We start from the raw sequence: 25194 nt of genomic DNA, 5'->3' as shown, positions 1-25194 counted from the left end.
CAATTGGAAAAGCTAATTTTGTTGAGGGACTTCTAATACCCAGAGCATGAAATATACGTCAAAGAATTTCCATTTACATTATATACCGCAGTACAAGCTGTTCGTAAAAGCTGATTTTTTAGAGGATACGTTAATCGTTGTGGATGAGTCGAATAGGGTTCAAGCCATGTTCTCTTATCCTATCAACGAACCAGATGCAGAAGCTATCAAATTATTAGGTTTGCCGTTCCAGTACGTATTCATTAGCTTGCCGGTACAAAGTTTGATGTTTATTCCGACTGAAGTATATCAAGAAGAAAATCGTCCATTATATCAAACGTTTTTAGAAGATAACCACACAGAGCGTACGCAGGTTTATACGTTAGACAATTTACAAGTAACGGCATGCTATCAATACGACCTATTGTTATACAATCGTTGGCGCGCAATCTTTCCCCAGGCGAAATTTGTGACTGATTTTCAGCTTCTTTTAGGCGAAGTGCAAGCCTATATTCCAATGCAAGGAGAGGTGTTGGGCGCTCATTTTAATAATACACAGGTAGAGCTGTTTGCATTTAAAAATGGAAGATTTCTATTTTACAATATATTCGATATACAACAGGTAGACGACTTAAATTATTTTGTATTAACGGCATGCCAAGCTTTTGGTTTACACATCAAACTTCATAAAATATTGATTTCGGGCGTTGATACCGAACATACTTATAGTACTGCCCTTACGCACTTTGCAAACCGTATTGAGTTTATGCAAGCCCAGAGTGATTTGCACGCAGATAACGAAAACGTCGGGAAAGAAGTCAATCGTTTTAACTTCATCGTAGATGCTCCTTTATGCGTATCATAGCCGGACAATATGGTGGACTTCGATTATCTCCTCCGTCGAATTTACCGGTTCGCCCGACGACGGACATTGCAAAGGAAGCGTTGTTCAATATCCTAGATAATCGGATTGCGCTGGACGAATGTAAGTGCCTCGATCTTTTCGCCGGAACAGGTAATATCAGTTTTGAACTAGCATCCCGAGGTGCTTTGTCGGTAGAGGCTGTCGATATTCACTTTAAATGTTTGCAGTTTATTAACGATACTGCGAAGAAATTAAAGACTGACGTTATCCTCACACGCAAAGCAGATGTGCTGAAGTTTATTGGGGCGTGTAAAGATCAATATGACTTTATTTTTGCTGATCCACCCTATGATTTGTCCTGCTTACCACAATTAGCCAATCTTATTATTGAAAATGAGCTGTTGGGAGCGGGGGGGATCATGGTTATTGAACATCCTTCTACACGAAAAATGGATGATTCACCGTTTTATATGGAAACAAGGAAATATGGTTATTCTTCGTTCAGCTTTTACAAGTTGGAATCATAAACTCTTAAATTTTATCGGACATGAAAACAGCCGTTTTTGCCGGATCGTTTGATCCTTTTACTTATGCACACCAAAATATAGTTGAAAGGGGTTTATCGCTATTTGATAAGATTGTGATTGCAGTCGGCGTGAACAGTACGAAAAAAGGATTGATGTCTTTCGATGATCGCGTAAAAGCTATTTCGGATCTATTCCAATCGAACGAAAGGGTAGAAGTGACTCAGTTTTCGGGTCTGACGATTGACTTTTGCAAGGGACTAGATGCAAAATACCTGCTTCGCGGTTTGCGTAATACAGCTGATTTCGAATTTGAAAACGCGATAACCCAAAATAACCTCTTGCTTGCACCGGAAATCGAAACCTATTTCCTTATGGCAAAATCTGGGTTAGCCCATATTTCTTCGACGATTGTGCGAGATATTTTGTCTCATAAAGGAGATGTTTCGGCATTGGTTCCGAAGGAGGTCTTAAGATATATCGGTTTGCGTTAAAGGTTTTAAGTAGATAACCAAAAACTAGGTCCTGCCAACCCTTATCTTCCTACCTTTAATCTTTTGATTATTCGCTTGTTTGATAATGCTAGCGGCTACAGCACGTTCCACAGCGACGTAGGATTCTTTGTCTTTGACCTCTATTATTCCGACCTGTTCTTTTGATATTCCGTTCAGGTTTAATAAAAAGCCGACGATATCTATCTTATTGATTTTGTCTCTTTTACCTCCGGTAATATAAAGCGTTGCAAAAGGTGAATTCGGTGGCAAAGGGTACTCTTCATCTAAAAGCACAGTTTCACTGTTTTCCGGTACGTAGGGGTATTCTTCTTCCGGTTTCAGGATAACGTACACCTCACCGCTGGCTTGCATACGTGCCGTTCGGCCATTACGATGAATGAAAGCATCTTCTTTAGAAGGCAACTGGTAATGTATAATTACATCCACTTCCGGGATATCCAATCCACGGGCAGCCAAATCCGTCGTGATCAAAATACGATTGGAGTTGTTACGGAATTTTAACAAGGCAAGTTCTCGGTCTTCTTGTTCTAAACCACCATGAAACATATCATGTATAATTTCCCGATTTTCAAGCAGCTCACTAATATGATCTACAGCTTCCCGGTGATTACAGAAAATAAGCGTTTTCTTTTCTCCGTTCTTGCACAACAATTTAAATAAAGTACTCAATTTATACTGCGCAGGTGTGATTACCTTTTTGATCGTTAGTTTAGGAACCGTATCGGCATCAGCAGAAAAATCGACTATAACAAAATCACCGATTCCAGTAAAACTCGGAATATCTGTCATTTTCGTTGCCGAAGTGAGTATACGATGTTGCAGTCGCGACAGCTGTTCGATGATATATTCCATTTGCTCTTGGAAGCCAAATTCCAACGATTTGTCAAACTCATCCAAGACAAGTGTCTGTATAGTGGAAACGTCAACGTAGGATCTTTCGATATGATACATCACCCGTCCGGGAGTCCCTATCAATAAACTTGGAGCTTCGCGAAGTTTATTACGTTCCGTCTTTGTATCATTTCCGCCATATACACACGTTATTTTGTAACCCATAAGCGCTTTACGCATTACTTGTTCTATCTGCAGCGCCAATTCCCGTGTGGGTACTAATATCAATGCTTGTACACTGTTCTTATCTTTTTTTAGATGTTTCGCTAACAATAAAGCAAATGCGATGGTTTTACCACTTCCGGTGGGAGAATGTAAAACGAAACCTTTCGTGCTATCGTAATTGTTTAGGACGGCATGTTGCATAGCATTTAGTTCAGCAATCTGCATCCTGTTTAAAATTTGTTGAAGCTCCATGCACCAAAATTACGGATTATTTTCATGTTCTTTTTAGAAATTGGCATATTAATTGCTCCGATACAGTAATTCATAATTTAGGTTAATAATTGGTTAGTTAGTAAAAGGCTTCAATCTCCCCGATGGAAGCCTTTTTAATTTTTCATAAACATATCCACGTTTTATATGTTTATTCCAAAAAAGAGCAGGGCATTCGTATGCGGATCAAAACAATGTTTATCGGATTATTATTACTAGGTATAGGTTGTAATCAATCTACACAGCAAGAAGGGGAACGGTGCGATCAATCGGATACCCTATTACAGGACATCGACCAACCTAAAGAGGATCCCTTTGTTTATGTGCCGACAGAGGTTTTCTGGGAATACAAATACGACACTGCCACGCTTGATTTCAGACCTGTTAAAGTACGGGAAGTTCAACCAGATAGTTTAACAGCCGAAGGTATTGAAGCAATGATCAATAACACATGGCCAAATGTACAGGTTCGGTATATCGAAACTTTTGGTGATACAGTGTACCTCGAAATTCCCGAAAGCACCGTATTGACACAGCAAATGGGAACAGCGGGAGCACAACAGTTTATGGTCTCTACGACATATTCCTTTACGGAACTGCCTCATGTGCGATATGTTGCATTTGGTTTTGACGAAGGAGACCATGCTATGCCAGGTGTCTATCACCGGGGCTCATGGGATCATCAATAAACGTCTTGCGACAACTATTTCCCTGTGTAGCTAATATGACCATCAATTTCTAATATATTGCTATCTAATACCGATGTAGTTATATTTATTTTAACATCATGTTGCTGTAAGGATTTGACAATAGAACTGTTCCATGAACTTGGTGTGTTCTTGAAATCAGCCATGACGCGGAATGGACTGGATGTCGTCTCAAAAGTAGGAGAAAATTCTACCCGCTCATCGGTAGACAACAGGATGACGCTATCAGTATACGTCTTGCTGAATTTATAGAATAATTTATTGGGTAGTGAAAAGGCAAGTTGTTCATTTCCTTTCCAGACACTTTCGATAAGCGGCACACTGATTTCCTGTATTTCCTTTCTTTCTATACTATTAAAATCTTCGTCGTAATCGTACACGACAATAGTATCTTGTTGCATTATCATGTTATTACCAATAAAAAGGTCTGTATACCCATACGAGTCATTTATTAGTTTGGTTTTTTCTATACCCGAGACAGCAGACAAAAAATTAGTAATAACCGGTGTTTGTGCGAGTGGTAGTATACTCCAAAACGATAGAAAAAGGTTCGTATTTTCTTTCGGCTTGCGCACCTGCATATCATCGGTCGGTATCTCCGTAGTAAGTTGCCATTGGCCAGACAACGAAATTTGATTTTCAGCTATGTCTGCAAATAACTGAAACGTTGCGTCGATGTCGCGGTAGATTAGATGAGCATTTGTTTTTTTTGTCGAATGAAAAGGAAGATTCCTTACATACACCCAATCTTTTTCTTCTGACCATATCACTTTCATTTCTTCCACGCTGTCCGGTTTTGAAAGACCGATACGGAATAACGCATAGTGTTCATTGTGAAGCGTCGTCATAAAAGGAGAAAAGTGTGCTAACCTTAACTCCGGAGCGTCGTCTATAGCATGTACGGAGTCGTTCGCGTATTTGTTTAAAAAAGCTTCCCATTTTCCAATATTATCAATGCGTTGGATCGTGAAGAACGTGAATGGGTCATTGCTTAATGAAAAAAAGTGAAGTTGTGCAGGAATAGAAATTCCCGCCTTCCACCAATTCTCTACATCCAGCAAGGATACTTTGTCTGTGAGTGTATCCCGCGTTCGACTTCTAAAAAGTTGGTCGAGATTATCTAACAGCAGATCGTCCAATGCAACCGATATGATAGCCTGACTTTTGGAATGCACATATTGGTCAAGTGCTCTGTTTTTTCTGAATAGGTATAATGCAATGATGGTACCAGCTGCTATCACCAGTACCATCACAAAAATCCATAACGTGCGTTTCATCAACTCCGTATATTATTTTTCTATCGTCTTTAACAGTTCCTGTAAAAAATATTGCAGTGCATTCGTTTCCTGTTGAGGGAAATCGACCGCCATCTCTCCGATTATCCTGCCTTTTTTGTTTCCTTGAGCAGTGATGGTAACATCACCGTATTCCGATAGATTATTCACCACGTGATCCCAACGTTTTATTACGGGAATTCCCAATTTATTGATGGTTTCGGGAATTTCGGAAAGATGCGTAACTGCCGTCATGGTATTGGAAAAAATCTGCTTTTTAATACGTCGATCCCCTGAAGTTTGAAAGCGATTTGTTCGGATGGCTGACAGCTGTTCTTCATCATTGCTTATAAAGACAATGTTATCCTTAAATAGGGCGTATATGACTTCATCACCGGGTTTGTCTACAATACGATAGACATCTTCCGTTTGTGTTACTTTATCTTTGGATTCGCCTAGTTTCAAGATCTTTTTATAGATACGTTGATCTTCTGAAGTAAACATCCACAAAAAGGTAGGAATGTAATCATCTTTTGTTTTCTTTACCTCCTTATAATCAAAGGTATTTTCATCGTATTGATAGTCGATATATTCTTTTTCTACTTTTTTCATTTCATTGATGAACAGGAGATGATCGCCACCCATAACATTCGCAATAGCTTTCTCATCCAAGGCGATTTCTAGAGCTGTCGCCACGATGCCCGCTACCTCTCCAAAAGAAAAGTACATCGTCGATCCATATAACTGCTCCATCATGAGCGGGAAGTTCTTTAGGTAAGCTTCGGAATTGAAGTTTAACGACATATACCCAATATGGTTTTCGGGTATGTAACGTGCAAACTTACGGTTCATCTTGTTTTTGTATATGGGTTTGATCATGCGCTCCATTTCCTTGTCTACCCCGAATGAACCTTGTAATTTTAAGGTATGCTTATCTTGTACTAAATCGAGGACAATATCTTGATATGCATACGCGAGTTTCTCCATTTGGCCAACCAAGGCATATTGCATAGCAGGCATGTAATAAGATGGTATAGACTGGCTGTAAAGACTCATCATGTTTTTGGACCAGAAATGAACCAAGGTATTTTTCTTATCAAACTTATTTAAAAATTTATGTGAAGTCGCGTTTTGGATAGGGTGGAGGCAACGATCAAAATCTTCTGCAAGCCATGATGCGAAAGCAGCATTACGGAGCGAGTCGTTTTTCGCATTCCGAGCCATTTCCTGAAGATACGTAGAATCTGAATACGTATCATAAACGGGGTAATCGGTGTATACGAGGGTTTCCTCTGTTTCTCGCACAGGTGGAGGAAAATCCATATTCAGGTTATCGGGAACGGTATCGACAAGATACGTCGTATCGGCGTCAAAATCGTAAGCTTCCCATGCTGTTTCGACGCTATCTGTAATTGTATAGACTTCATCTGCAACGGCGTCAGCCATATCTTCGATATCGGCCGTATCCAGTACGACGTCATATTGATATTCGGGAAATGTAACAACTTTATCATAAGTCGGTAGTTCTATACCGTATCGTTGCGCGACGGAATCAGTATCGAAATAATAACGGCGCGCGTCGCCGGTCAATATAAGAACGCTATGTTTATTCCACGCAACCTGCGTTTTCCCATCGGTGCTGACGCGACGTTCGTAGCCCTGCGAAGTAGGTAACGGAGAAAGTTTGCTAAATAGATTTGTACCGATCTGATGCCCAGATTTTAATGGAAGAAGAATACCGATATAATAAGAACTATCAGTATCTGTTTTATAGATATAAGCACTTCTATCGTAAGATAGATCGAGGTCATTAATACTTTGTATCTGTACATCCTGATTGCCGATATCATCAAAAGCCCCTAGTTTTTGAAATACCTCGTTTATCTTTTCGAAGGAACTATGGTTTACGATAGCTTGGTTGTTGATGAGGAATACAAATGACGCATGTTCGGGTACTTGATGGATAAGATCTTGTTGTCCGTAACCGGTAGCGGCTACGGATAGCCCCAATAACGTAGCGATGTAACTTTTCTGAAGTTTCATTTTCTATTTTACGAGAGTGATTGTATTTGTTAAGTTGGTAGAACCATTAATTAGATCGACTGCTTTCGCTTTTAAAAGAACAGCGCGTTTATTCGTCGATATTTTGGCATGTTTATGGCGCTGGGACTGAATGTTTTTATCAAAGCGAATAATGTTGGTATAATATGCATCTGCAAAGAGACTTTTGTCTTCGTTCGGGATTCTAGAAAACTCTTTTGCTAGGTTCGGCGTATAGGTATAGGAACGTGTAAAGGTTAGTGAAGCGGGATCGTATCGATAGCTGTTATAACTCGTAATTTGGATTTTAAACTGAGAAGATAACGTCTTACTGAAATCATTTAGCGCCTGTATATTTTCGAAGTTGCAAGATACCGTAGCGATATAATTGTTGAAATCAAGATTATATTGCACACTGCTGATCCCTTGAGTGGATTTCAATGTTCGGACTACTTTTTCCATTTCTTGTTTGATGTTTGTTTCCGAAGGGATATCAATCCCGTTAAACCGCTTCATTTTCAAGAGTGATGCAACCTTTGTACGACTCTTACTTAGATTCAAAGTCGCTTTGATGGTTCCTGCTCCTCTGTAATCCATATCAATTTGCTCAACCAGATCGAAACAACTACTTAGTGTCAAGCATCCGATTACGAGCAGTACCCCCATATATTTTTTCATCGTCTTAATCTGTCTGACGCAAAGATAGCAATTTGTTATCTACGAAAAACCTCCAGAATTAGGGATTCTTGAAGATGTATATATATTGTAGAGACGAAAAAAAACCGAAGTTGGGAACTTCTGGATTTCTACAACTAGTCGTCTTCGCGAATATTCTGTCCAAGGAATATTTCATTTTTTTCGTCAGAAGACAAGCTAAGGAAACGTTCGTATTGTTTTAATACGTCGCTGATAATTTCCTCTTTTGTAAAATACTGTACATCATAACCTTTTCTACTATCGCCAAAATAGGTCATCGGAATATAAGTGCGCTGGTGTTCGATATCGGGAGCGTTTTCTTCGGTTCGGAAATAATCTGAAACAGTTTTTTCGACATTTTGTACACCATAAATAAAATCAGCCATATTTTCATGCTGAATTTTAATCTCCACATGGTGAGGTGATTCCGTTAAGGAACTTTTTACCTCCGCGATAATATCATTACTCTTAAACGCTTCCGCTAACTGTTCAAACGCCACTTTAACGGTTTTCGATAAAAATTGATTGATATCATTCTTACCGTGGTAGGAAATAATGCTTTCCAATCGTTCCCTCCAATACGTCCCTGACCAGCTGTTGGTCGAGTGGGACAGCGGTCTCATATAATATTCATTATCGATGAATAAGCCTCTTACCAAGCTATAGCAGAAGAACAACATAATAATAGCAAAGGGCAACGCTGTTATCAACGTCATGGTCTGCAACGATTTAAGTCCGCCGGCATTTAACAATACTAAGGCCAAAAGGGCCAACATTCCGCCCCAAAATACCATCTGCCATTTGGGAGATACTGCCGCATTTTTTGTAGAAATGTTGTTCATCACAAAAATCCCCGAGTCCGCCGATGTGACAAAGAAGATAACAAGGATTAGGATAGCAAATACGCTGACAATGGCCGTCAGGGGAAAATATTTAAAAAATTCAAAAAGCAAGATATCGGTGTTATTTGCTACTGCCGCCAGTGCGCCTTGTGCTGTATGTTGATCCAACCAAGTTGCGCTATTTCCGAAAACCGTCATCCACAGAAAATTAAACAAGGTCGGGATAATTAGCACAGCGCCTATAAACTCGCGTATCGTACGCCCTTTGGAAATTTTTGCAATAAACAGACCTACATAAGGTGACCAAGATATCCACCATGCCCAGTATAGAATTGTCCAATTAAAAAACCACTCCTTATGTGCTGGTTCGTATGTATGCGTAGCAAAAGTCAGGTTAAAAAACTCATTAATATAATAGCCGAGGTTTTCTGAAAAACTTCCTAGTAAATAGACTGTTGGCCCGAATATTAATATAAAAATCAGCAGTACAACTACCGCTACAATGTTAATCTGGCTTAATAGCTTTACCCCCTTAGCCACGCCCGTTGTCGCTGATAAAATAGAAATGGTCATCACACCTACGACAATTAATATCTGTGAAGTAAAAGAAATTTCATCCAAGACACCGAGATGTACTAGCCCCGCACCAAGTTGCGAAACACCAAAACCAAGGCTTGTAGTGATACCAAAAAAGGTACTACATAAGGCGAACATATCGATAAGATCGCCCGCCTTTCCGTCTATTTTCTCTTTTAAAATAGGGTAGAAGCAACTTCGAAGCGATAAAGGCAATCGGTATCGGTAAGTAAAATAAGCTAAACTTAACCCAACAAGTCCATATATCGACCAGGCGTGTATTCCCCAATGAAAAAAGGTATATAACTGAGCGCTTTTTGCTCTTTGTATGGGCGAAGCATCTCCAAAGGCAGCATCAGCATAATGCGATATCGGTTCTGCCACACCGAAATACATCAAACCGATCCCCATTCCAGCGGCAAACAACATCGAAACCCAGGAGAAAAAGGAAAATTCGGGCTTGGAATCGTTCGTGCCGAGTTTGATACCGCCATACTTGCTAAAGAAAAGAAAAAGTAGGAAGAACACAAAGATGGTTACTACCATAACATAGAGCCAATTGAGGTTCTCAAACAAAATATTCTTAACAATGGATAAATAATATTCGGTACGGTTCGGAAAAAAAACCGATAAAATGGTTACACCAAAAATAAAAACAAGGCTTGGTATGACAATCCCAGGAAGGAATGTCGTTTTATTTTTTTTTCGCATATTGCTTTATTATATTACTATATTAATAGTTATTTGACAAAATTGTTTGCTATAAATAGTTATTACTCCTTTTTTAAAAACAGAACTCCCGATAAAAAAATACGCGTCGTATGGAAAACTGTAGTGAGCTTCGGCACAAGAATACAAAAAAATCCCGGAGTGGGGAACTCCGGGATTTTAACTAACTAACCAATTATAAACCTAAAATTATGAAGTACTAGTATAACGCCACCCAGTGTGTATATATTACGCCATAATTGGAAATTAACAAATTTTAACTTCTAAATCATCTCTTGGTTTCCCATATTGTAAAACAAAGACGCACACTAACGTTTCTATATTTTTTCCATTTCCTTTTCAATCGCTTCTTGTGTCTGTGTACTAACCGGTACCAGCGGCAAACGAACCCCATCCGTAGCAATAATTCCTTGATTTTTAAGAATATACTTCACGCCACAGGGATTACCTTCGATAAAGCATAAATCGGTAATCTTCAATAAATCACTATGTAATTTGCGCGCTTCGATATAATTACCGTTCGCGCATTCTTTTACCAATGTTGCAACTTTTTTAGGATAGGCGTTTCCGACAACAGAAATAACACCTACAGCTCCTAATGCCATCATGGGTAAGGTCGCAGGATCATCTCCGGAAATCAATAAAAAATCGTCTGATTTGTCTCGCATAATTTCGCCAAATTGTGCAAAACTAGCCGAAGCCTCTTTAATAGCAACAATATTACGACATGCTTTCGCCAGACGGATAGCTGTGGCCGGTAAGATATTGCTACCTGTTCTTCCCGGTACATTGTATAAGATTATCGGAAGTTTGGCTGCTTCCGAAGTAGCTTTATAATGTTGATATATACCCTCTTGTGTAGGCTTGTTATAATAAGGGGAAACGGAAAGAATAGCACAATAACCGCTTATAGAAAACTGATCGACTTGTCTTACAATTTCTTGTGTGTTATTGCCACCAATACCCGCCACAAGGGGCAATCGACCCGCTACGTGTGTAGAAGTAAACTCCCATACCTGTTTTCGCTCCTCGGCATTTAATGTGGCCGTTTCTCCTGTTGTACCTAAAACGACCAAATAATCCATACCCTCCTTGATCTGATAATCGATTAGATTGCCTAACGATTCATAATCAACTGTTCCATCCGTGTTAAAAGGTGTCACCAATGCGACACCTGCTCCCTGAAGCTCATTCATTATATTATGATATATTTTTACTTATTCTGATCAATCATTCCCAATATTTCCTTATCGGAAATAATGGGTACTTTCAATTTTTCTGCCTTCGCTAATTTTGATGGACCCATTTTATCACCTGCTACTAAGTAATTTAATTTAGCAGAGATAGAAGATAGCATTTTTCCGCCATGCGACTCAATGAGCTGTGCCAATTCTTCTCGTGAAAAATCAGCAAAAACGCCGGAAATAAGAAATGTCTTTCCCTCTAAACTATTACCAGCCAGTACCACCTCACGTTCTTCTACTTCAAATTGTAGTCCCGCTGCTTTTAACTTGTTAATTTCCAAAATGTGCTTTGCATCGTGCAGATAATGATAAACGCTCTCCGCTATACGTATCCCAATGTCTTGGACGTTAGCAATCTCCTCTACACTTGCTTGCGCTAAGTTATCTAAACTTTTGAAATGCAAAGCTAACTTTTTTGCAATAGTTTCACCAACGTGGCGGATACCTAAAGCAAAGAGAACTTTTTCAAAAGGTTTGTCCTTCGAATTTTCGATACCCGTCAACATATTTTCGATAGATTTTTCTCCAAACCGTTCGAGGGTTTTCAATTCTTCCCGATGCTCTTTCAGTGAATAAATATCACTTATATTGTGTAAAAGCCCGAGGGAATAAAACGTTTCTATTGTTTCATTGCCCATACCCTGTATGTCCATCATTTTACGACCGATAAAATGTTGCAACTTACCAACAATTTGTGGTCTACATCCTGATTCATTAGGGCAATAATGCACAGCTTCCCCCTCTTGTCTAACGAGCTGCGTCCCACATTCGGGGCACACGGTAGGATAAACAATAGGAGAAGTGCCCACAGCGCGCTTTTCATTATTTACGCCAATAACTTTAGGAATAATTTCACCCCCTTTTTCTACATATACCGTATCACCTTCATGCAAATCTAATCGTGCTATTTCGTTAGCATTATGTAAAGACGCTCGCTTCACTGTCGTTCCGGCTAGTAATACAGGTTCAAGATTGGCTACAGGCGTGACGGCACCAGTACGGCCAACTTGATAGGTGATATTCTTTAACAAGGTTTCCACACGTTCTGCCTTGTATTTATAGGAAATAGCCCAACGAGGTGATTTTGCAGTAAAACCCAGCTCTTCTTGTTGCGCATAATCATTCACTTTGATGACAATACCGTCAATATCATAGGTCAGCTGGTGACGCATCTCATCCCAAAATTGAATAAAAGCCAGTATTTCATCTATGTTGTCGCACAACTTCGTATGTTCAGATACGGGAAATCCCCAGCTTTTAACCGCCTGTATACTATCCCAATGGCTATCGAAAATTCTATTCCGATTGTCCGCATATAGAAAATAAAGGAAGCAGTCCAGAGGTCGTTTAGCGACCTCTTTGGGATCTTGTAATTTGATGGTACCCGAGGCGAAATTGCGCGGATTCGCATAAGGTTGTTCATCGTTTTCCTCCCGTTTCTTGTTTAGCCTTTCAAAAGCAGCATGGTGCATAAATATTTCCCCACGTATTTCAAACAAGTCAGGGTAGCCACCCGTTGTCAACGAATGAGGTATACTCCGAATCGTTTTGACGTTATTGGTAACCTCATCTCCTTGCGTACCATCGCCACGGGTTACGGCACGTACGAGCTTACCTTGCTCATAAGTAATGGAAATAGAAAGTCCATCAAATTTTAATTCACAAACATATTGCACGTTATCGCCGACGGCTTTGCGCACACGTTCATCGAAATCACGCAGCTCCTGCTCATTATAGGTATTACCTAACGATAGCATCGGCCAACGGTGTTTTATAGTGTTGAATTTATGCGTAATATCTCCACCCACTTTTTGTGTAGGAGAATGAGGATCTTTAAATTGGGGATATTGTTCTTCCAGCGCTTCCAACTCCTTCAATTTTATATCAAACTCATAATCTGATATAAGGGAATTGGCAAGCACGTAATATTGATAATTATATTCCTTCAGCTCTTGTGTCAGCCGCGCTATTTTTTCCTGAATGTCTGCAAGCATAGTGGACAAAACTAGATAAATTTAGGTGTATGCGCAAAATTAAACACTAATAAAAATTCCTGCTTTTCAATTGGGAAAACTTCCGAAGTTTATTTACATAAAAATCCCAAATAATGGACTTTTTATATAACCCCGTTCGGTTTTCTTTTCCAGGATAGCGTTTCCTTTTTTTTGCATTCTTGAAGATATTAAGAAACACGTACTGATGCGCTCTACTAATAGCCCAGGCGTCACGTGGTTTGCCGTCGACCAGAAACTTGATCAATGCTAACAAGTCCAGCCACAGACGCGCAAATATGATCCACCAGCAAGCAAAAAAACCGGCATTTTTCTGTATCATCAACAGATTATTTCGGAAGTTAAGATAGGTCTTTTTAGGATTGCTGGTGTTCAACGTTCCACCACCTACATGATATACAGTGGAATCAGCAACATAACCAATACGGTAGCCCATCCGCTTAAGCCGCCAACACAAGTCGATCTCTTCCATGTGAGCAAAAAAATCGTCGTCAAACCCACCGGATTCCTGCCATACGTCAGCGCGGATGAATAACGCCGCACCTGTTGCCCAAAAGATTTCCCGATTATCATTGTATTGTTGTTGATCCGGCTCTACCTGATGGAATATCCTACCTCGGCAGAATGGATACCCTAACTTATCGATAAATCCGCCTGCTGCTCCGGCATGCTCAAATATTCCTTTATCATGATAAGCCAGAATTTTTGGCTGCGCGGCAACCATATTAGCTTCCGTTTCCAAATATTCAATAACAGGTTCTATCCAATTAGGGGTGACTTCCACATCGGAATTTAAAAGCACATAATAATCCGCTTCTACATGCTTCAATATTTCGTTGTATCCACCGGCAAAACCATAGTTTTTATCGTTTTGGATAATTTTGATAGAAGGATATGTATCCTGCACAAAAGACACAGAATCATCTGTAGAACCATTGTCGCCAACGACAAATTCTATATTGGGATAAGTGCTATTATATATATAAGGAAGAAATTTCTCTAGAAAAAACTTCCCGTTCCAGTTTAAGATAACAACGGCGACTTTGGGATAATGTGTCATATTCTGCGTTTTCGTTTCCAACGTCTATGTGTCCATAGCCAATATTCCGGCTGTTCTCTAATCATTTGTTCCGTAAAACGATTATGGATCTGCGTAATTTCATGTTCTTGATAATCGCCCGGATTTTCAACCAAAGTTGTAAATTTACAAAAGTAACGTCCCCGTGTTTTCTTTCTTCCGATATGGCAATAGACTACGGGGCTTTTAGACAACCGAGCAATACGCTCTGTACCGGTATAAACTAAGGTTTCTTGATTTAAGAACTCCATAAAATAATCGGAATCTTGATAAGTCGGTGTCTGATCCGCAACGAACATACTGATATAAGGCATATCTTTCATCCGGACAATATGACGCAAGATTTGTTTCATGGGAACCATTGTCGCTCCAAAGCGACTGCGCAATCCATTGTACACCTCGTTGAAAGCTTTATCATTGAGGGGTTTGTAAATCACAAGCCGTGGCTTATCAGTCATAAGAGAAAGTCGATAAATACCCAACTCCCAGTTCCCATAATGTGCCGTTACACCGATTACACCCTTATTTTGTTCAAAATGTCGATATACTTCTTCCGGGTTGAGGAGTTCTATACTTTCTAACACCTGCGCTGCTGACATGGTTCGCATCTTAATCGCTTCGACAACTAAATCTGGAAAAAAACGATAGAATTTCTTCGCTAATTGATATCGCTCTTGTTCCGATTTTTCGGGAAATGAGTTTTGCAGGTTATCAAATACGACACGTTTACGATATTGAACAATATAGAAAAGAAGGTAGTACAACACATTAGATATGCCATACAATACCCAAAAGGGCAATAACGAGAGCATATATAGTAGTACATCTATACTTTTCTTTTTCATCTGCATAAATTTGCTTTCATACGTGATGAAGCTATCAGATTTATTCGCCCTATTATTGGAGCGATAAATCATGATGGTCTCATGAATACGGTCAATTCTCCAGGATAAGGTGCAAATATATCCTTAAATAAGTTTAAATTTGCCTAAATTAGTTAAAATACATGGAATCATCGTTACTTTTACCCGCTTTTTATTTACCTCCTGTCAGCTATTTTCATATCATTCAGCAATATAATCAACCACTATTAATTGAACGATGTGAACACTATGTAAAACAGACATATAGGACGCGGACAAAAATAGCCACTGCAAATGGCGTGTTAGACTTGATTGTTCCTATTTTACATGGAGTAAAGGAGCACATTCCGATGAAAGATATTCGCATTAACTACGATTTTAACTGGCAGCGTTTGCATTGGCTTAGCATACAGACGGCGTATAGGAGCTCTCCCTATTTCGAATATTATGAAGATGACTTTGCTTGGTTTTATGCGCAGCGGCATGATTTTCTCATTGATTTCAATATTGAACAGTTGCAATTGTTATTGAAGTGCATGAAAATAAACCGATCTATTACGTTCACAGAAACCTATATATCCACCGTGGAACCGTTGGATTATCGAGAGGTTATCCATCCTAAGAAGCCCAGTCTCTTGGAACAACCGAAACCTTATTATCAAGTGTTTGAAGAGAAGCACGGTTTTTTGCCCGATCTCAGCGTAGTAGATCTTCTGTTTAATCAAGGACCTCAAAGTAAAAACTACTTATAATCTCCCTGCAAAAACATTTCGGAGACGTTGGTTGTTTTAATGACAAATATATCCGTTTCATGAGAGTTTTGTTCGTTTTCCTTTTTCTATGTGCAGGTTGCTTTATGGTATCAGCACAGACAGAGACAGATAGCTTGCACTATCGCAAGATATACTACATGGGAGGGACCGGATTATCCTTTCCACTGGGAAAATCAAAGAATGTACTGGGAACGAAGTTGTTTTCAGGGAGCGCCGGCTTGGATATTGCTTTAAAAGACAGCCGTTATTTTCTTAGCCCTACGCTTTATATGTTGACCTTTCGTTATGATCAGCAAAAAGATGACCCCAAATACAACTATATGATAGAGAATGGACGAACGAATTTCTATATGCTTAGTCTGGCGGCTGGGAGAAGGCATCAATATAGACGACTAAATACTTTTGGGTATATTGGACCAGTGGCGGGATTGGTGGTAGAACCGAGAGGAAATGTTGTAAACGAAAAGCTGAAGATGTCCAACAAATATTCATTAACGGTAGCGGGCAAAATAGGCATGGGGGCAGATTATAAATTTCCTGGGTTTTTCATTGGTGGAGAAATAGGCTATATGTATAATTTCAGAAAAATGGAGGGAAATCCTATACAGTTCTTGACGATTATGGTTGGATTGAAATCTGATATCACGAGTTTAAGTGAAAAAGTTACGGGTGTAATTGGCATAGAGACATATAAAGATTAACAGTATGTATGGCATCTATAAGTTTAAGCGGATAGGGCATATTCTTCGCGTCCTGTCTAAGCACGGTTTAGAGGAGGTGATATCGCGTTCTAACATCGACCGAATTATTCCGGATAGCTTTCTATTATGGAATATGCATACCCGCCGGATTTTTGAAGATGATTTTAATGTCCGTGTGCGCGCTGCTATCGAAGAATTAGGCCCTACATTTATCAAACTAGGACAACTTCTCAGCAATAGGGCAGATATCGTCCCCCGCGATTTACGACAGGAGCTGATAAAGCTACAGGATGAAGTACCTACGGATGTAATCGATATAAAATCAAAACTTCTTGAGGCCTTTGACATTGACGTTGACGAACATTTTAGCCATATCGATGAAGTCCCCATAGCTGCTGCGTCTATTGCACAAGTGTATCGTGCGGTGTTAAAAGACGGAACGGTAGTGGTTTTAAAAGTAAAAAGGGAAGGAATAAGCGACATCGTTCATGCGGATCTAGATTTCATTCGGGACTTGGTAAAGCTTCTACGCGACAAATACGAAGTTATTCAGAGAATCAATCTTTATGAAGTCGTCCAATCATTTGCCAACTCCTTACTCAACGAATTGTCCTTTACAAATGAACTGAATAATATCGAGCGCTTTCGCCGGAATTTTAGAGAAAATGGCAATATTTACGTACCTAAAACGTACCGAGCGTATTCCGACGACGGAATATTATGTATGGAGTATGTGGAGGGAGTTAAAATAAATGATCTAAATGGGCTCCGCGCTTTCGGTATTCCGGCAAAAACGATTCTCCAGAACTGTCTGGACCTATATCTAGAACAAGTCCTTCAGCATGGTTTTTTTCACGCTGATCCGCACCCCGGCAATGTATTTGTTAATAAAAGAGGACAGGTGGTATTTATAGATTTTGGATCGATGGGATTCATGATACCACATGACCGGGATATAATCGAGGCGATGGTTATTAATTTTTTAATGAACGATGCGAAGGATCTTATTCGTAATGTTAAAAAGTTGGCGGTAATACACCATATAGAAGATGAAAGACAGCTCGAACGGGATGCCTACGAAATCTTTCAGATGATCGAAGAAAATGCATTGGACGATATTGATATCGCTGTTATGTTTAGAAAGTTAAATAAGATACTCCAATATAACAGCATTTTACTTCCGGATTTTGTTTATATATTATTGCGTGGTGTTTCCCTAATGGAAGGCACCGGAAGGGAACTCGATGCACAATTGAATATTCCTGAAAGTATCAAACCCTTTGCAACGAAAATAGCAAAAGAGAAGACCTCAGCCGATTATTTGAAGAAACAGCTTTTGGAAAAAAGCAAATTTGTAAAGGAGGTCTTAACCGAAGTACCACAAGACTTGATTACTTTGTTAGAAAAAACCAAGTCGGATAAGCTAACATTAAACCATAAGGTTCAAGATTTTGACCGCATGCAATTGATCCTCCATCGCATAGGAAATAAGTTCTTGCTTTCCTTATTGGCTATGACATTCGGCATAGGAGCTAGTATTTTAGCGCATGGTAGAGTAGGATATCTACTATGGGGAATGCCTATTCTTTCATGGCTTGGTTTCATCGTCAGCTTTGTATTATCTACGATATTAATCATGTACCTGTTACGTAGTAAATAGCCTTGTTTTTTCGTTCATTTACCCAAGTTTTCTTAACTTCATCATTTAATACATACACTATGAGACACATCATTTTATTTTTTATATGGTTAGGGATTGGCCAAATTAGTTATGCGCAGGATGTTCGTTATGAAACGATTGAAGATATTAGCTACGTCGATGAAACGGCATCGGCTTATGCGAAGGAGCAATGCAAACTCGATATACATTATCCCACTTCGGGAGAAAGTAAACCCGTTGTAGTCTGGCTTCATGGCGGAGGTTTAACAGGGGGAGAAAAGGAAATCCCCGATTTTTTAAAAGAAAAGGGACTCGTGGTCGTGGGTGTAGGATATCGGTTTTCCCCAAACGTGAAAGTAGAAGATATCATACAAGATGCGGCAAAAGCGACATCTTTTGTTATGAAAAACGCACGTAAATATAGGGGCAACGTAGACAATGTTTTCATTTCCGGACATTCGGCAGGAGGATACCTGGCATTGATGATCACGCTAAATAAAACTTATTTAGAAGCGGAGGGAGTGGATGCAGATAAATTAGCCGGCATCATCCCCTTCAGTGCACAGACTATCACACACTTTACAGCGCGAAAGGAACAGAAAATTGATGAAAAACAACCGACAATAGACGAGTTTGCTCCTTTATTTTGGATTAGAAAAGATGCCCCACCAATAGTATTATTGACAGGGGATCGTGAATTGGAACTGCTGGGGCGTTATGAAGAGAATGCCTACCTTAAACGTATGCTATCCGTCATAGGACATGAAAATCATAAGCTTGTAGAGTTTCAAGGCTATGATCACGGTATGGTATATCCCGGATTACCTGTTTTGGTGAAAGAAATCAACCGTCTGGTAAAAGAAAAAGAGTAGAGGGCGTGTGATGCGCCCTACTTTTTATCTTCATTCGTAATTTCACGAAGCACTCGACACGGATTCCCAGCGGCAACAACATTTTCGGGGATGTCTTTAGTAACGACAGACCCTGAACCAATCACGGTATTTTTCCCGATCGTTACCCCGGGATTTATAACTGTATGGCCACCGATCCAAGTATTGTCACCGATGGTGATCGGTTTTGCAAATTCCCAACCCGCTACACGAGGCTCGGGATGCACCGGATGTCCGGCAGTGAAAAGTGACACATTCGGCCCTATCATGACATTGTCGCCAATTGTAACGGGAGCACAATCTAAAATGATTAAATTGTAATTCGCATAGAAATTAGCGCCTAGAAAAATATTGTAGCCATAATCACAACGGAACGGAGGTTCAATAAAAAAGCGACTGGTAGTCCTGCCAAATAGTTTTTTTAGAATCTGATTCCGCGCCTTTATTTTGGATGGTTCAAGATTGTTATACTGAAAGAGTTGCTCTTTGGCATGTTGACGCTCATTCATCAGCTCTTTTTCCATTGCTTGGTATAACTCACCCGCAATCATTTTTTCTTTTTCTGTTTTTTCCATTGTAATACGAAGATAGCTTTTTTTCAACGGTAATCGGTTCACAGAAAAAGACAACTTTAATTAGAAAAACCATCCAAATTTATCTAAGTTTGAAAGAAACAAGAAAATAACAAACATGATATTAGGGCAAATAGAACCGAAATCGGTATGGCAATATTTTGAAGCGTTAAATGCCGTTCCTCGTGCATCAAAGAACGAAGAGCAGGTTATTCAGTTTATGTTGGATTTCGGTGATCGTCTAGGATTGGAAACGATACAGGATAAAGGGGGTAATGTTATTATCCGCAAAATGGCTACTGCGGGAATGGAAAACCGCAAGACGGTTGTTTTACAATCCCATTTGGACATGGTTCACCAGAAGAACAACGATACGGATTTTGATTTTGACGCGCAGGGAATCTCCATGTTCATAGAGGACGGATGGGTAAAAGCACATGATACCACACTAGGGGCAGATAATGGAATAGGTGTAGCGGCAATCATGGCCGTTTTAGCATCGGACTCTATTTCGCACCCTGCTATAGAAGCCCTGTTTACGATAGACGAAGAAACGGGGATGACGGGTGCAAAAGGTTTACAGAGTGATCTGCTGAAAGGTGAGATTCTGTTGAATCTTGATACCGAAGAAGATACTGAAATTGACGTCGGCTGTGCAGGAGGGGTAGATGTTACGGCTCGTCGTACCTATATACCTGAATCCGTTTCGGACGACGCCACCTACTATACATTAACGGTGAAAGGGTTGCACGGGGGGCATTCGGGGATGGAGATCCATAAAGGCTTAGGCAACGCCAATAAAATACTCAATCGTCTATTGTATACCTTATTACCATTGGATATTCGGTTGGCTAATATTGACGGAGGCGGACTACGAAATGCGATTCCGAGAGAAAGTGTTGCTATTTTTGCAGCTGATGAAACCACCGAGGAGTTGCTATTATCGGTAGTGGAACAAGAGAGCGCAGCTATAAAGCAGGAATTTGCGACGGTTGACGAAGCGCTCGAAATCACATTGGAGAGATGTGAAAAACCATCAACAGACGTGTTACCGATAGCCGTACAGACAAAGTTGATTCAAACGCTTTATGCCGCACCAAACGGGGTCTACCGCATGAGTACTGCCTTCGATAATTTGGTTGAAACATCGAACAATATTGCACGTGTGAAAGTAGGAGGAGGGAAGATAACAGTTAAATGTTTGACACGTTCATCGGTAGAATCGTCCAAAGTTGATCTGGCAAATGCACTAAAGTGTTGCTTTGAGATGATGGATGCGGAAGTTAGCTTTTCAGGGGATTACCCGGGTTGGACGCCTAATCCGAATTCTGAAATTCTGGACGTGCTCAAATCAACCTATACCAACATGTTTGAAGAAGAACCCCATGTTGTAGCTTGTCACGCGGGATTGGAATGTGGTATATTGGGCAGTCACTATCCTGAGATGGATATGATCTCTTTTGGCCCAACTATTTTAGGTGCGCATTCTCCACAAGAGCGTGTTTCGATATCGTCCGTACAGAAATTCTGGAGATTTTTATTAGAAATCTTAAAACAGATCCCAACAAAATAATTGTAATTAAGGGTGAGGTAATATTAATGCGTAAAGGATGATTTTAAAAAAGCGAAAAAAAGTCTCTCTTGTACTTGGTGGGGGTGGCGCCAGGGGCATTACGCATATTGGTGTCATCCAATGGCTGGAGGAGCAAGGCTACGAAATTGACGAAATTGTCGGTTGCTCCATAGGAGCGCTTGTAGGTGGTGCTTATGCTACCAGCCGTTTACAGGAGTTAGCTGATTGGATGAAAACCCTAACCCGTGCACAGGTGTTTAAGTTAATGGATTTCTCCAACCCGCGCTATGGTTTGTTGAAGGGCGAGCGGGTTTTAAACACGTTACATGAAATATTCGATGACATTAACATTGAGGATTTAGTCCTCACCTATACCGCAGTTGCCACCGATTTAGAAAACGAACAAGAAGTCATATTCCGAGAGGGGAGTATCTACACAGCTATCCGTGCTTCCATCGCTATTCCTGGTATTTTTACAGGCGTATCTATGGAAAATCGTTTTCTAGTAGACGGTGGAGTTTTAAATCCATTGCCTCTTAATCACGTATCTAGAAAAAGAAATCTGATTGTCGCGGTTAATTTGGATGGCGTGCCGATTAAAGATAGGTCAGCTACGCCACCACATTTTACGACAAAGACGCTGTTAATCGAATCATATTATGCAATGCGGCGTAGATTAAGTGCATTGATGTTGGAGCTCCATAAACCTGATTATACGATATGCGTACCGCACAATGCTGCTGAGATATGGGAATTTCACCGTTCAGCAGAATTGATCGAAGTAGGTTACGAATTGGCACGCGCGGTGATTAAATCCCAATCATAAATTCCTTTATGGCATAATTAAATTCTTCAGGTACCTCTAAATTTGGTAAATGTCCGCACCCCGTTATTTCTATAAACCGCGCATTTGGAATAGCTTCTTCTAAATCTTTCATATCTTGTAAGGACGTAATCCGGTCGTCGCTACCGCGAATCAAAAGTGTAGGAACGCTGATATCTTTTAGTGTATCGCTCGTATCTGTCCTAGCTGCCAGCGCCAATAATGTCGAGCAGATGCTTCGTACACTACTTCGCCGGATGGCACTTTTGATGTATTCCACCGCCTCCGGTCTTTCTAAGATACTATGTGGCGAAAATACGTTTTCTACAAAACCAATAGAAAACGGTCTACGTCCATAGTTCAGGATGGCTTGTATGCTGTCAAATCTTTTTTGTTTTCCGGCGTTTGTATCAGCCTTACTATGTGTATCTACTAAAATAAGACCGGAAATTTTCTCTGGAAATAGTTGATAAGCGCGAAGGGCTATATATCCGCCCATAGAGATCCCACAGAGCACTGCCTGCTCGATATCCAACTTTTCCATAAAGACGCCGATATCTTTCGCAAAAACATCGATGGAAAAAAAACCATGTCCACTAGTAGTCAAACCATGTCCCCGAATGTCTAATGCAATTGCAGTGACATCTTCCGGTAACGCCTCCAATTGATCACGCCACATGTTTTTGTTAAATGGAAAGCCATGCAAAAAAATAATGGTTTTGGATGTGGTTGTTCTTGATTTTTTAATGTAATAGGAGATGCTGATGTCGCCAATTCGTATTTTGTTGCTTCTTATTAAGCGTTCGGTCATGTTGTTGAATTTTTATGCAATGTAATTATTTTTTAATCAGCAATATATATACCATAGCGATATTTTGGCAGTCTTTTTTTTGAAAATAATTTGGAAAAAAGGAAAAAGTGACGATATTTGCGTCACCAAAAGCAACAATCAAATGTTGTTATCGATATAAAAAGTCTGCGCTTGTAGCTTAATTGGATAGAGCACCTGACTACGGATCAGGAGGTTAGGGGTTCGACTCCCTTCAAGCGCACTTTTTTACTTCCTTTTATTTTGATTTATTTAAAGAAATTGATTTCATGCAGCGTCTTTTGTGTTTTTCACGAGACCTATTCCCGAGAAAAAGAAGATTAACGCAATAACACCGATTACAGAAAGCGATATATAATCCGTGTTCTGGTTAATCAATTCGTAGCCAGTGTATATTAACCCGATGATACCTAAAATAGTTAGTATCGTTCCAAATATTCGTTTTACGTTCATGATTATGCTTTTTGATATTGAACAATAGTTGTGTCCGAAAGGTTTTAACACGCTATAATATATCATCTAAATATTGCTTTACCGATCCGTTAATTATTTAAAAATTTTTTAACGTTCTCTTCAGTTTCTGGTTTCGCGAAATAGAAATTCGAATTATGACAAATAGGTCTGAAACTGTTTTCGTTCCCCTAGTGGCCCAATCTTAATTATTGTTAAATTCTTCTTTTTTTTGTTGTCTAACAATCATTTTTCGAGATATTCGTTTTGTTATAAAGGTGAATTTGATTCATGAAGCCTTCGAGATTAGCTGTTTATGTTTCGGATTTACAACGCATGACCGGGCAAAGCGAACGCAATTGCCGAAGACTGCTCAACAAAATCCGTGATTTATTCGGACTGGAAAAGCGACAATATGTAACAATCTATCAAGCCTCAGAATATACGGGGATGCCGGTAGCGGACATGATTCGTTTCATGAAATAGCTTAAAAGCCACAAAAAACCGACCCTAGGCTGGCCGGTGCAGAGAAAGACCGCAACCGCGATAACAGATAGTTGTCGCGGTTTTTTTCGCAATGACTAACTCTCCATTGTTCAACACGAATGGCGCATTCGTCAGCATGAATAGTCCTTTTCTCAACACGAACGACACATTCGTCAAGATGAATAGTCCTTTCTTCAACACGAATGACGCGGTTATCAATACGAAAGAATAAACAAATAGACCAAAAGCACGCAAATCGGCCGATATATGCCAAATACGGTCAAATCCGGACAAATGTGACCAAATGGGTCATAAACGGACAAATCGGACAGGCCTTTTTTTTTGCTTTTTACATTTGAACCATACAGCCGCGGATGTGCTGTAAATAACAAATTGTAGGATGTAATAAAAATAAAAATGAGGATACTGAAACCACCGTAGGAATGAGACAATGGCACAAGATGGAGCCAAGGGAAACATTAGTAGAAAAAATTAATATTATCAAATTTAAAATAAGTAGGAATGAAATACACAAGAGCATTAGGTGAAACGCCCAAAGGGACGGGCGACACTGAAATTTTAAGAAGAGCTGGAGCTGTTCTGGAGGCAATGATAGTCAATGAAGAAACCTTTCCGGGTCCGTTGCCTTCCTTGGAAGTGTTACAGGCAGCTAAGGATACCTACGAATCGAGACTGGCGGTCTCAAGCAAAACGCGGGGTTTACAGGATATCAGTTTAAAAAATGAAGCAAAGGCCGCGTTAGCCTATACCTTGCAAAAACTGGCCTTCTATGTCAACACTGTAGCGGATGGCCATTTACCGACGCTTTATGCATCCGGATTCCGAATTACCTCGCCGGTGGTTAAAGGACAAGTTCCATATTCGCCTTCGTGGATAAAAGGTGGAGATGGCCACCTCAGCGTTTCGGTGAATGTGGATTTTCAAAAAGTGGATGGCAATAATGTAGCTTATGAATATTGTTATGCTGTGACAGATGATTTGGATGGTGTACCAGAATGGGGTAATATTGTCCATACCCGGACGACCAGAAAAAACATCATTGATGGATTAGTTCCGAGAACAGTCCTGCACATTCGAGTGCGTGCGGTAAACGCCAATGGCGTAAGCGAGTGGACGCCAGCAATTAAACACATCGTTCGATAAATA

The 25194-nt window shown here is 40.0% G+C and carries 25 protein-coding genes and 1 tRNA gene; 14 read left to right on the top strand and 12 right to left on the bottom strand.

The genetic code is table 11. From position 1 onward, the window contains the following. The first annotated feature begins 46 nt into the window (after window positions 1-46). The 3 genes from G5B43_RS01220 to coaD are packed head-to-tail and all read left to right on the top strand — an operon-like array spanning window position 47 to window position 1862. The gene (locus G5B43_RS01220) at window positions 47-844 is read left to right on the top strand and encodes a DUF3822 family protein (protein ID WP_165292895.1); all 798 of its coding nucleotides are present in this window, start codon (window positions 47-49) and stop codon (window positions 842-844) included. Beyond that, the gene (rsmD, locus tag G5B43_RS01215) at window positions 832-1371 is read left to right on the top strand and encodes a 16S rRNA (guanine(966)-N(2))-methyltransferase RsmD (RefSeq protein ID WP_165292894.1); all 540 of its coding nucleotides are present in this window, start codon (window positions 832-834) and stop codon (window positions 1369-1371) included. The genes G5B43_RS01220 and rsmD overlap by 13 nt, the downstream gene beginning before the upstream one ends. Window positions 1372-1391: 20 nt before the next feature. After that, window positions 1392-1862, top strand: coding sequence for a pantetheine-phosphate adenylyltransferase (coaD, locus tag G5B43_RS01210; protein ID WP_165292893.1), 471 nt, complete (start codon window positions 1392-1394; stop codon window positions 1860-1862). A gap of 24 nt (window positions 1863-1886) precedes the next feature. Here the strand turns inward: coaD and G5B43_RS01205 are convergent, their stop codons facing one another. Further along, window positions 1887-3164 carry a DEAD/DEAH box helicase gene (locus tag G5B43_RS01205; protein WP_240904685.1) on the bottom strand — a complete coding sequence of 426 codons (1278 nt, stop codon included), beginning with the start codon at window positions 3162-3164 and terminating at the stop codon, window positions 1887-1889. Between the two features lie 224 nt (window positions 3165-3388). Between G5B43_RS01205 and G5B43_RS01200 the strand changes: the two genes are divergently transcribed. Next, window positions 3389-3898, top strand: a complete 510-nt coding sequence (locus G5B43_RS01200; protein WP_165292891.1) for a hypothetical protein — start codon at window positions 3389-3391, stop codon at window positions 3896-3898. Between the two features lie 14 nt (window positions 3899-3912). Here G5B43_RS01200 and G5B43_RS01195 read toward each other — a convergent pair whose 3' ends face one another. From G5B43_RS01195 to G5B43_RS01160, 8 genes are all read right to left on the bottom strand, one after another. Then, the gene (locus G5B43_RS01195; protein WP_165292890.1) at window positions 3913-5193 is read right to left on the bottom strand and encodes a hypothetical protein; all 1281 of its coding nucleotides are present in this window, start codon (window positions 5191-5193) and stop codon (window positions 3913-3915) included. A 12-nt stretch (window positions 5194-5205) separates the two neighbouring features. Next, complete coding sequence (locus tag G5B43_RS01190) at window positions 5206-7233, bottom strand: DUF4836 family protein (protein ID WP_165292889.1); 2028 nt, start codon at window positions 7231-7233, stop codon at window positions 5206-5208. A gap of 3 nt (window positions 7234-7236) precedes the next feature. Next, window positions 7237-7908, bottom strand: coding sequence for a hypothetical protein (locus G5B43_RS01185; protein WP_165292888.1), 672 nt, complete (start codon window positions 7906-7908; stop codon window positions 7237-7239). A 134-nt stretch (window positions 7909-8042) separates the two neighbouring features. Beyond that, on the bottom strand, window positions 8043-10055 hold the full coding sequence (locus tag G5B43_RS01180) for a BCCT family transporter (RefSeq protein WP_165292887.1): 2013 nt from the start codon (window positions 10053-10055) through the stop codon (window positions 8043-8045). Between the two features lie 335 nt (window positions 10056-10390). Beyond that, window positions 10391-11269 carry a 4-hydroxy-tetrahydrodipicolinate synthase gene (dapA, locus tag G5B43_RS01175; RefSeq protein WP_165292886.1) on the bottom strand — a complete coding sequence of 293 codons (879 nt, stop codon included), beginning with the start codon at window positions 11267-11269 and terminating at the stop codon, window positions 10391-10393. A gap of 17 nt (window positions 11270-11286) precedes the next feature. Then, a complete protein-coding gene (ligA, locus tag G5B43_RS01170; protein ID WP_165292885.1) occupies window positions 11287-13311 on the bottom strand; it encodes an NAD-dependent DNA ligase LigA in 2025 nt (674 codons plus the stop codon). Window positions 13312-13357: 46 nt separating this feature from the next. Next, the gene (locus G5B43_RS01165; protein ID WP_165292884.1) at window positions 13358-14389 is read right to left on the bottom strand and encodes a glycosyltransferase family 2 protein; all 1032 of its coding nucleotides are present in this window, start codon (window positions 14387-14389) and stop codon (window positions 13358-13360) included. After that, window positions 14386-15252, bottom strand: coding sequence for a lysophospholipid acyltransferase family protein (locus tag G5B43_RS01160; RefSeq protein ID WP_165292883.1), 867 nt, complete (start codon window positions 15250-15252; stop codon window positions 14386-14388). Before G5B43_RS01160 ends, G5B43_RS01165 begins: the two co-directional genes overlap by 4 nt. 161 nt (window positions 15253-15413) lie before the next feature. On the opposite strand from G5B43_RS01160, the gene G5B43_RS01155 reads away from it, so the two are divergent. From G5B43_RS01155 to G5B43_RS01140, 4 genes are read left to right on the top strand one after another with little or no spacing between them, the layout of a single operon-like run. Beyond that, window positions 15414-16022, top strand: coding sequence for a WbqC family protein (locus G5B43_RS01155; protein ID WP_165292882.1), 609 nt, complete (start codon window positions 15414-15416; stop codon window positions 16020-16022). Between the two features lie 59 nt (window positions 16023-16081). Next, window positions 16082-16744 carry a hypothetical protein gene (locus G5B43_RS01150; RefSeq protein WP_165292881.1) on the top strand — a complete coding sequence of 221 codons (663 nt, stop codon included), beginning with the start codon at window positions 16082-16084 and terminating at the stop codon, window positions 16742-16744. A gap of 4 nt (window positions 16745-16748) precedes the next feature. Further along, window positions 16749-18404: an ABC1 kinase family protein gene (locus G5B43_RS01145; RefSeq protein WP_165292880.1), complete on the top strand. Its 1656-nt coding sequence runs from the start codon at window positions 16749-16751 to the stop codon at window positions 18402-18404. A gap of 59 nt (window positions 18405-18463) precedes the next feature. Next, window positions 18464-19276: an alpha/beta hydrolase gene (locus G5B43_RS01140; protein ID WP_165292879.1), complete on the top strand. Its 813-nt coding sequence runs from the start codon at window positions 18464-18466 to the stop codon at window positions 19274-19276. A 17-nt stretch (window positions 19277-19293) separates the two neighbouring features. Here G5B43_RS01140 and G5B43_RS01135 read toward each other — a convergent pair whose 3' ends face one another. Beyond that, complete coding sequence (locus G5B43_RS01135) at window positions 19294-19896, bottom strand: sugar O-acetyltransferase (protein ID WP_262887146.1); 603 nt, start codon at window positions 19894-19896, stop codon at window positions 19294-19296. Between the two features lie 88 nt (window positions 19897-19984). On the opposite strand from G5B43_RS01135, the gene G5B43_RS01130 reads away from it, so the two are divergent. Together G5B43_RS01130 and G5B43_RS01125 are read left to right on the top strand one after the other, a co-directional pair. After that, on the top strand, window positions 19985-21439 hold the full coding sequence (locus G5B43_RS01130) for an aminoacyl-histidine dipeptidase (protein WP_165292878.1): 1455 nt from the start codon (window positions 19985-19987) through the stop codon (window positions 21437-21439). Window positions 21440-21476: 37 nt separating this feature from the next. Beyond that, window positions 21477-22265: a patatin-like phospholipase family protein gene (locus G5B43_RS01125; RefSeq protein ID WP_165292877.1), complete on the top strand. Its 789-nt coding sequence runs from the start codon at window positions 21477-21479 to the stop codon at window positions 22263-22265. On the opposite strand, the gene G5B43_RS01120 is transcribed toward G5B43_RS01125, so the two are convergent. Continuing rightward, entirely contained in the window at window positions 22249-23073 is an 825-nt protein-coding gene (locus tag G5B43_RS01120; protein WP_165292876.1) for an alpha/beta fold hydrolase, read from the bottom strand. The two genes, G5B43_RS01125 and G5B43_RS01120, sit on opposite strands and share 17 nt — an antisense overlap. Window positions 23074-23240: 167 nt before the next feature. Here G5B43_RS01120 and G5B43_RS01115 point away from each other — a divergent pair. Then, window positions 23241-23314 (top strand) — tRNA-Arg (locus G5B43_RS01115). Between the two features lie 44 nt (window positions 23315-23358). Here the strand turns inward: G5B43_RS01115 and G5B43_RS01110 are convergent. Then, window positions 23359-23544, bottom strand: a complete 186-nt coding sequence (locus G5B43_RS01110) for a hypothetical protein (RefSeq protein WP_165292875.1) — start codon at window positions 23542-23544, stop codon at window positions 23359-23361. Window positions 23545-23832: 288 nt separating this feature from the next. Here G5B43_RS01110 and G5B43_RS01105 point away from each other — a divergent pair, with 288 nt between their 5' ends. From G5B43_RS01105 to G5B43_RS01095, 3 genes are all read left to right on the top strand, one after another. Further along, entirely contained in the window at window positions 23833-24027 is a 195-nt protein-coding gene (locus tag G5B43_RS01105) for a hypothetical protein (RefSeq protein WP_105717172.1), read from the top strand. A gap of 91 nt (window positions 24028-24118) precedes the next feature. After that, entirely contained in the window at window positions 24119-24259 is a 141-nt protein-coding gene (locus tag G5B43_RS01100; RefSeq protein WP_165292874.1) for a hypothetical protein, read from the top strand. A gap of 290 nt (window positions 24260-24549) precedes the next feature. Further along, entirely contained in the window at window positions 24550-25191 is a 642-nt protein-coding gene (locus G5B43_RS01095) for a fibronectin type III domain-containing protein (protein WP_165292873.1), read from the top strand. The last annotated feature ends 3 nt before the right edge of the window (window positions 25192-25194 follow it).

This window comes from Sphingobacterium sp. SGR-19 (assembly GCF_011043555.1).
Classification (GTDB): Bacteria; Bacteroidota; Bacteroidia; order Sphingobacteriales; family Sphingobacteriaceae; genus Sphingobacterium.
The sequence above is the reverse complement of the archived record's forward strand: the minus strand, read 5'-3'. Positions and strand labels throughout refer to the sequence as shown.

Bases quoted from the DNA above. Each gene is read 5' to 3' on its own strand.
- G5B43_RS01220 (WP_165292895.1), top strand. From the start codon at position 47: ATGAAATATACGTCAAAGAATTTCCATTTACATTATATACCGCAGTAC.
- G5B43_RS01195 (WP_165292890.1), bottom strand. From the start codon at position 5,193: ATGAAACGCACGTTATGGATTTTTGTGATGGTACTGGTGATAGCAGCT.
- G5B43_RS01095 (WP_165292873.1), top strand. From the start codon at position 24,550: ATGAAATACACAAGAGCATTAGGTGAAACGCCCAAAGGGACGGGCGAC.
- G5B43_RS01205 (WP_240904685.1), bottom strand. From the start codon at position 3,164: ATGCAGATTGCTGAACTAAATGCTATGCAACATGCCGTCCTAAACAAT.
- G5B43_RS01190 (WP_165292889.1), bottom strand. From the start codon at position 7,233: ATGAAACTTCAGAAAAGTTACATCGCTACGTTATTGGGGCTATCCGTA.
- G5B43_RS01180 (WP_165292887.1), bottom strand. From the start codon at position 10,055: ATGCGAAAAAAAAATAAAACGACATTCCTTCCTGGGATTGTCATACCA.
- G5B43_RS01100 (WP_165292874.1), top strand. From the start codon at position 24,119: ATGACTAACTCTCCATTGTTCAACACGAATGGCGCATTCGTCAGCATG.
- G5B43_RS01150 (WP_165292881.1), top strand. From the start codon at position 16,082: ATGAGAGTTTTGTTCGTTTTCCTTTTTCTATGTGCAGGTTGCTTTATG.
- G5B43_RS01185 (WP_165292888.1), bottom strand. From the start codon at position 7,908: ATGAAAAAATATATGGGGGTACTGCTCGTAATCGGATGCTTGACACTA.
- G5B43_RS01160 (WP_165292883.1), bottom strand. From the start codon at position 15,252: ATGAAAAAGAAAAGTATAGATGTACTACTATATATGCTCTCGTTATTG.
- G5B43_RS01125 (WP_165292877.1), top strand. From the start codon at position 21,477: ATGATTTTAAAAAAGCGAAAAAAAGTCTCTCTTGTACTTGGTGGGGGT.
- ligA (WP_165292885.1), bottom strand. From the start codon at position 13,311: ATGCTTGCAGACATTCAGGAAAAAATAGCGCGGCTGACACAAGAGCTG.
- G5B43_RS01130 (WP_165292878.1), top strand. From the start codon at position 19,985: ATGATATTAGGGCAAATAGAACCGAAATCGGTATGGCAATATTTTGAA.
- coaD (WP_165292893.1), top strand. From the start codon at position 1,392: ATGAAAACAGCCGTTTTTGCCGGATCGTTTGATCCTTTTACTTATGCA.
- G5B43_RS01105 (WP_105717172.1), top strand. From the start codon at position 23,833: ATGAAGCCTTCGAGATTAGCTGTTTATGTTTCGGATTTACAACGCATG.
- G5B43_RS01200 (WP_165292891.1), top strand. From the start codon at position 3,389: ATGCGGATCAAAACAATGTTTATCGGATTATTATTACTAGGTATAGGT.
- G5B43_RS01155 (WP_165292882.1), top strand. From the start codon at position 15,414: ATGGAATCATCGTTACTTTTACCCGCTTTTTATTTACCTCCTGTCAGC.
- G5B43_RS01165 (WP_165292884.1), bottom strand. From the start codon at position 14,389: ATGACACATTATCCCAAAGTCGCCGTTGTTATCTTAAACTGGAACGGG.
- dapA (WP_165292886.1), bottom strand. From the start codon at position 11,269: ATGAATGAGCTTCAGGGAGCAGGTGTCGCATTGGTGACACCTTTTAAC.
- G5B43_RS01110 (WP_165292875.1), bottom strand. From the start codon at position 23,544: ATGAACGTAAAACGAATATTTGGAACGATACTAACTATTTTAGGTATC.
- G5B43_RS01145 (WP_165292880.1), top strand. From the start codon at position 16,749: ATGTATGGCATCTATAAGTTTAAGCGGATAGGGCATATTCTTCGCGTC.
- G5B43_RS01120 (WP_165292876.1), bottom strand. From the start codon at position 23,073: ATGACCGAACGCTTAATAAGAAGCAACAAAATACGAATTGGCGACATC.
- G5B43_RS01140 (WP_165292879.1), top strand. From the start codon at position 18,464: ATGAGACACATCATTTTATTTTTTATATGGTTAGGGATTGGCCAAATT.
- rsmD (WP_165292894.1), top strand. From the start codon at position 832: ATGCGTATCATAGCCGGACAATATGGTGGACTTCGATTATCTCCTCCG.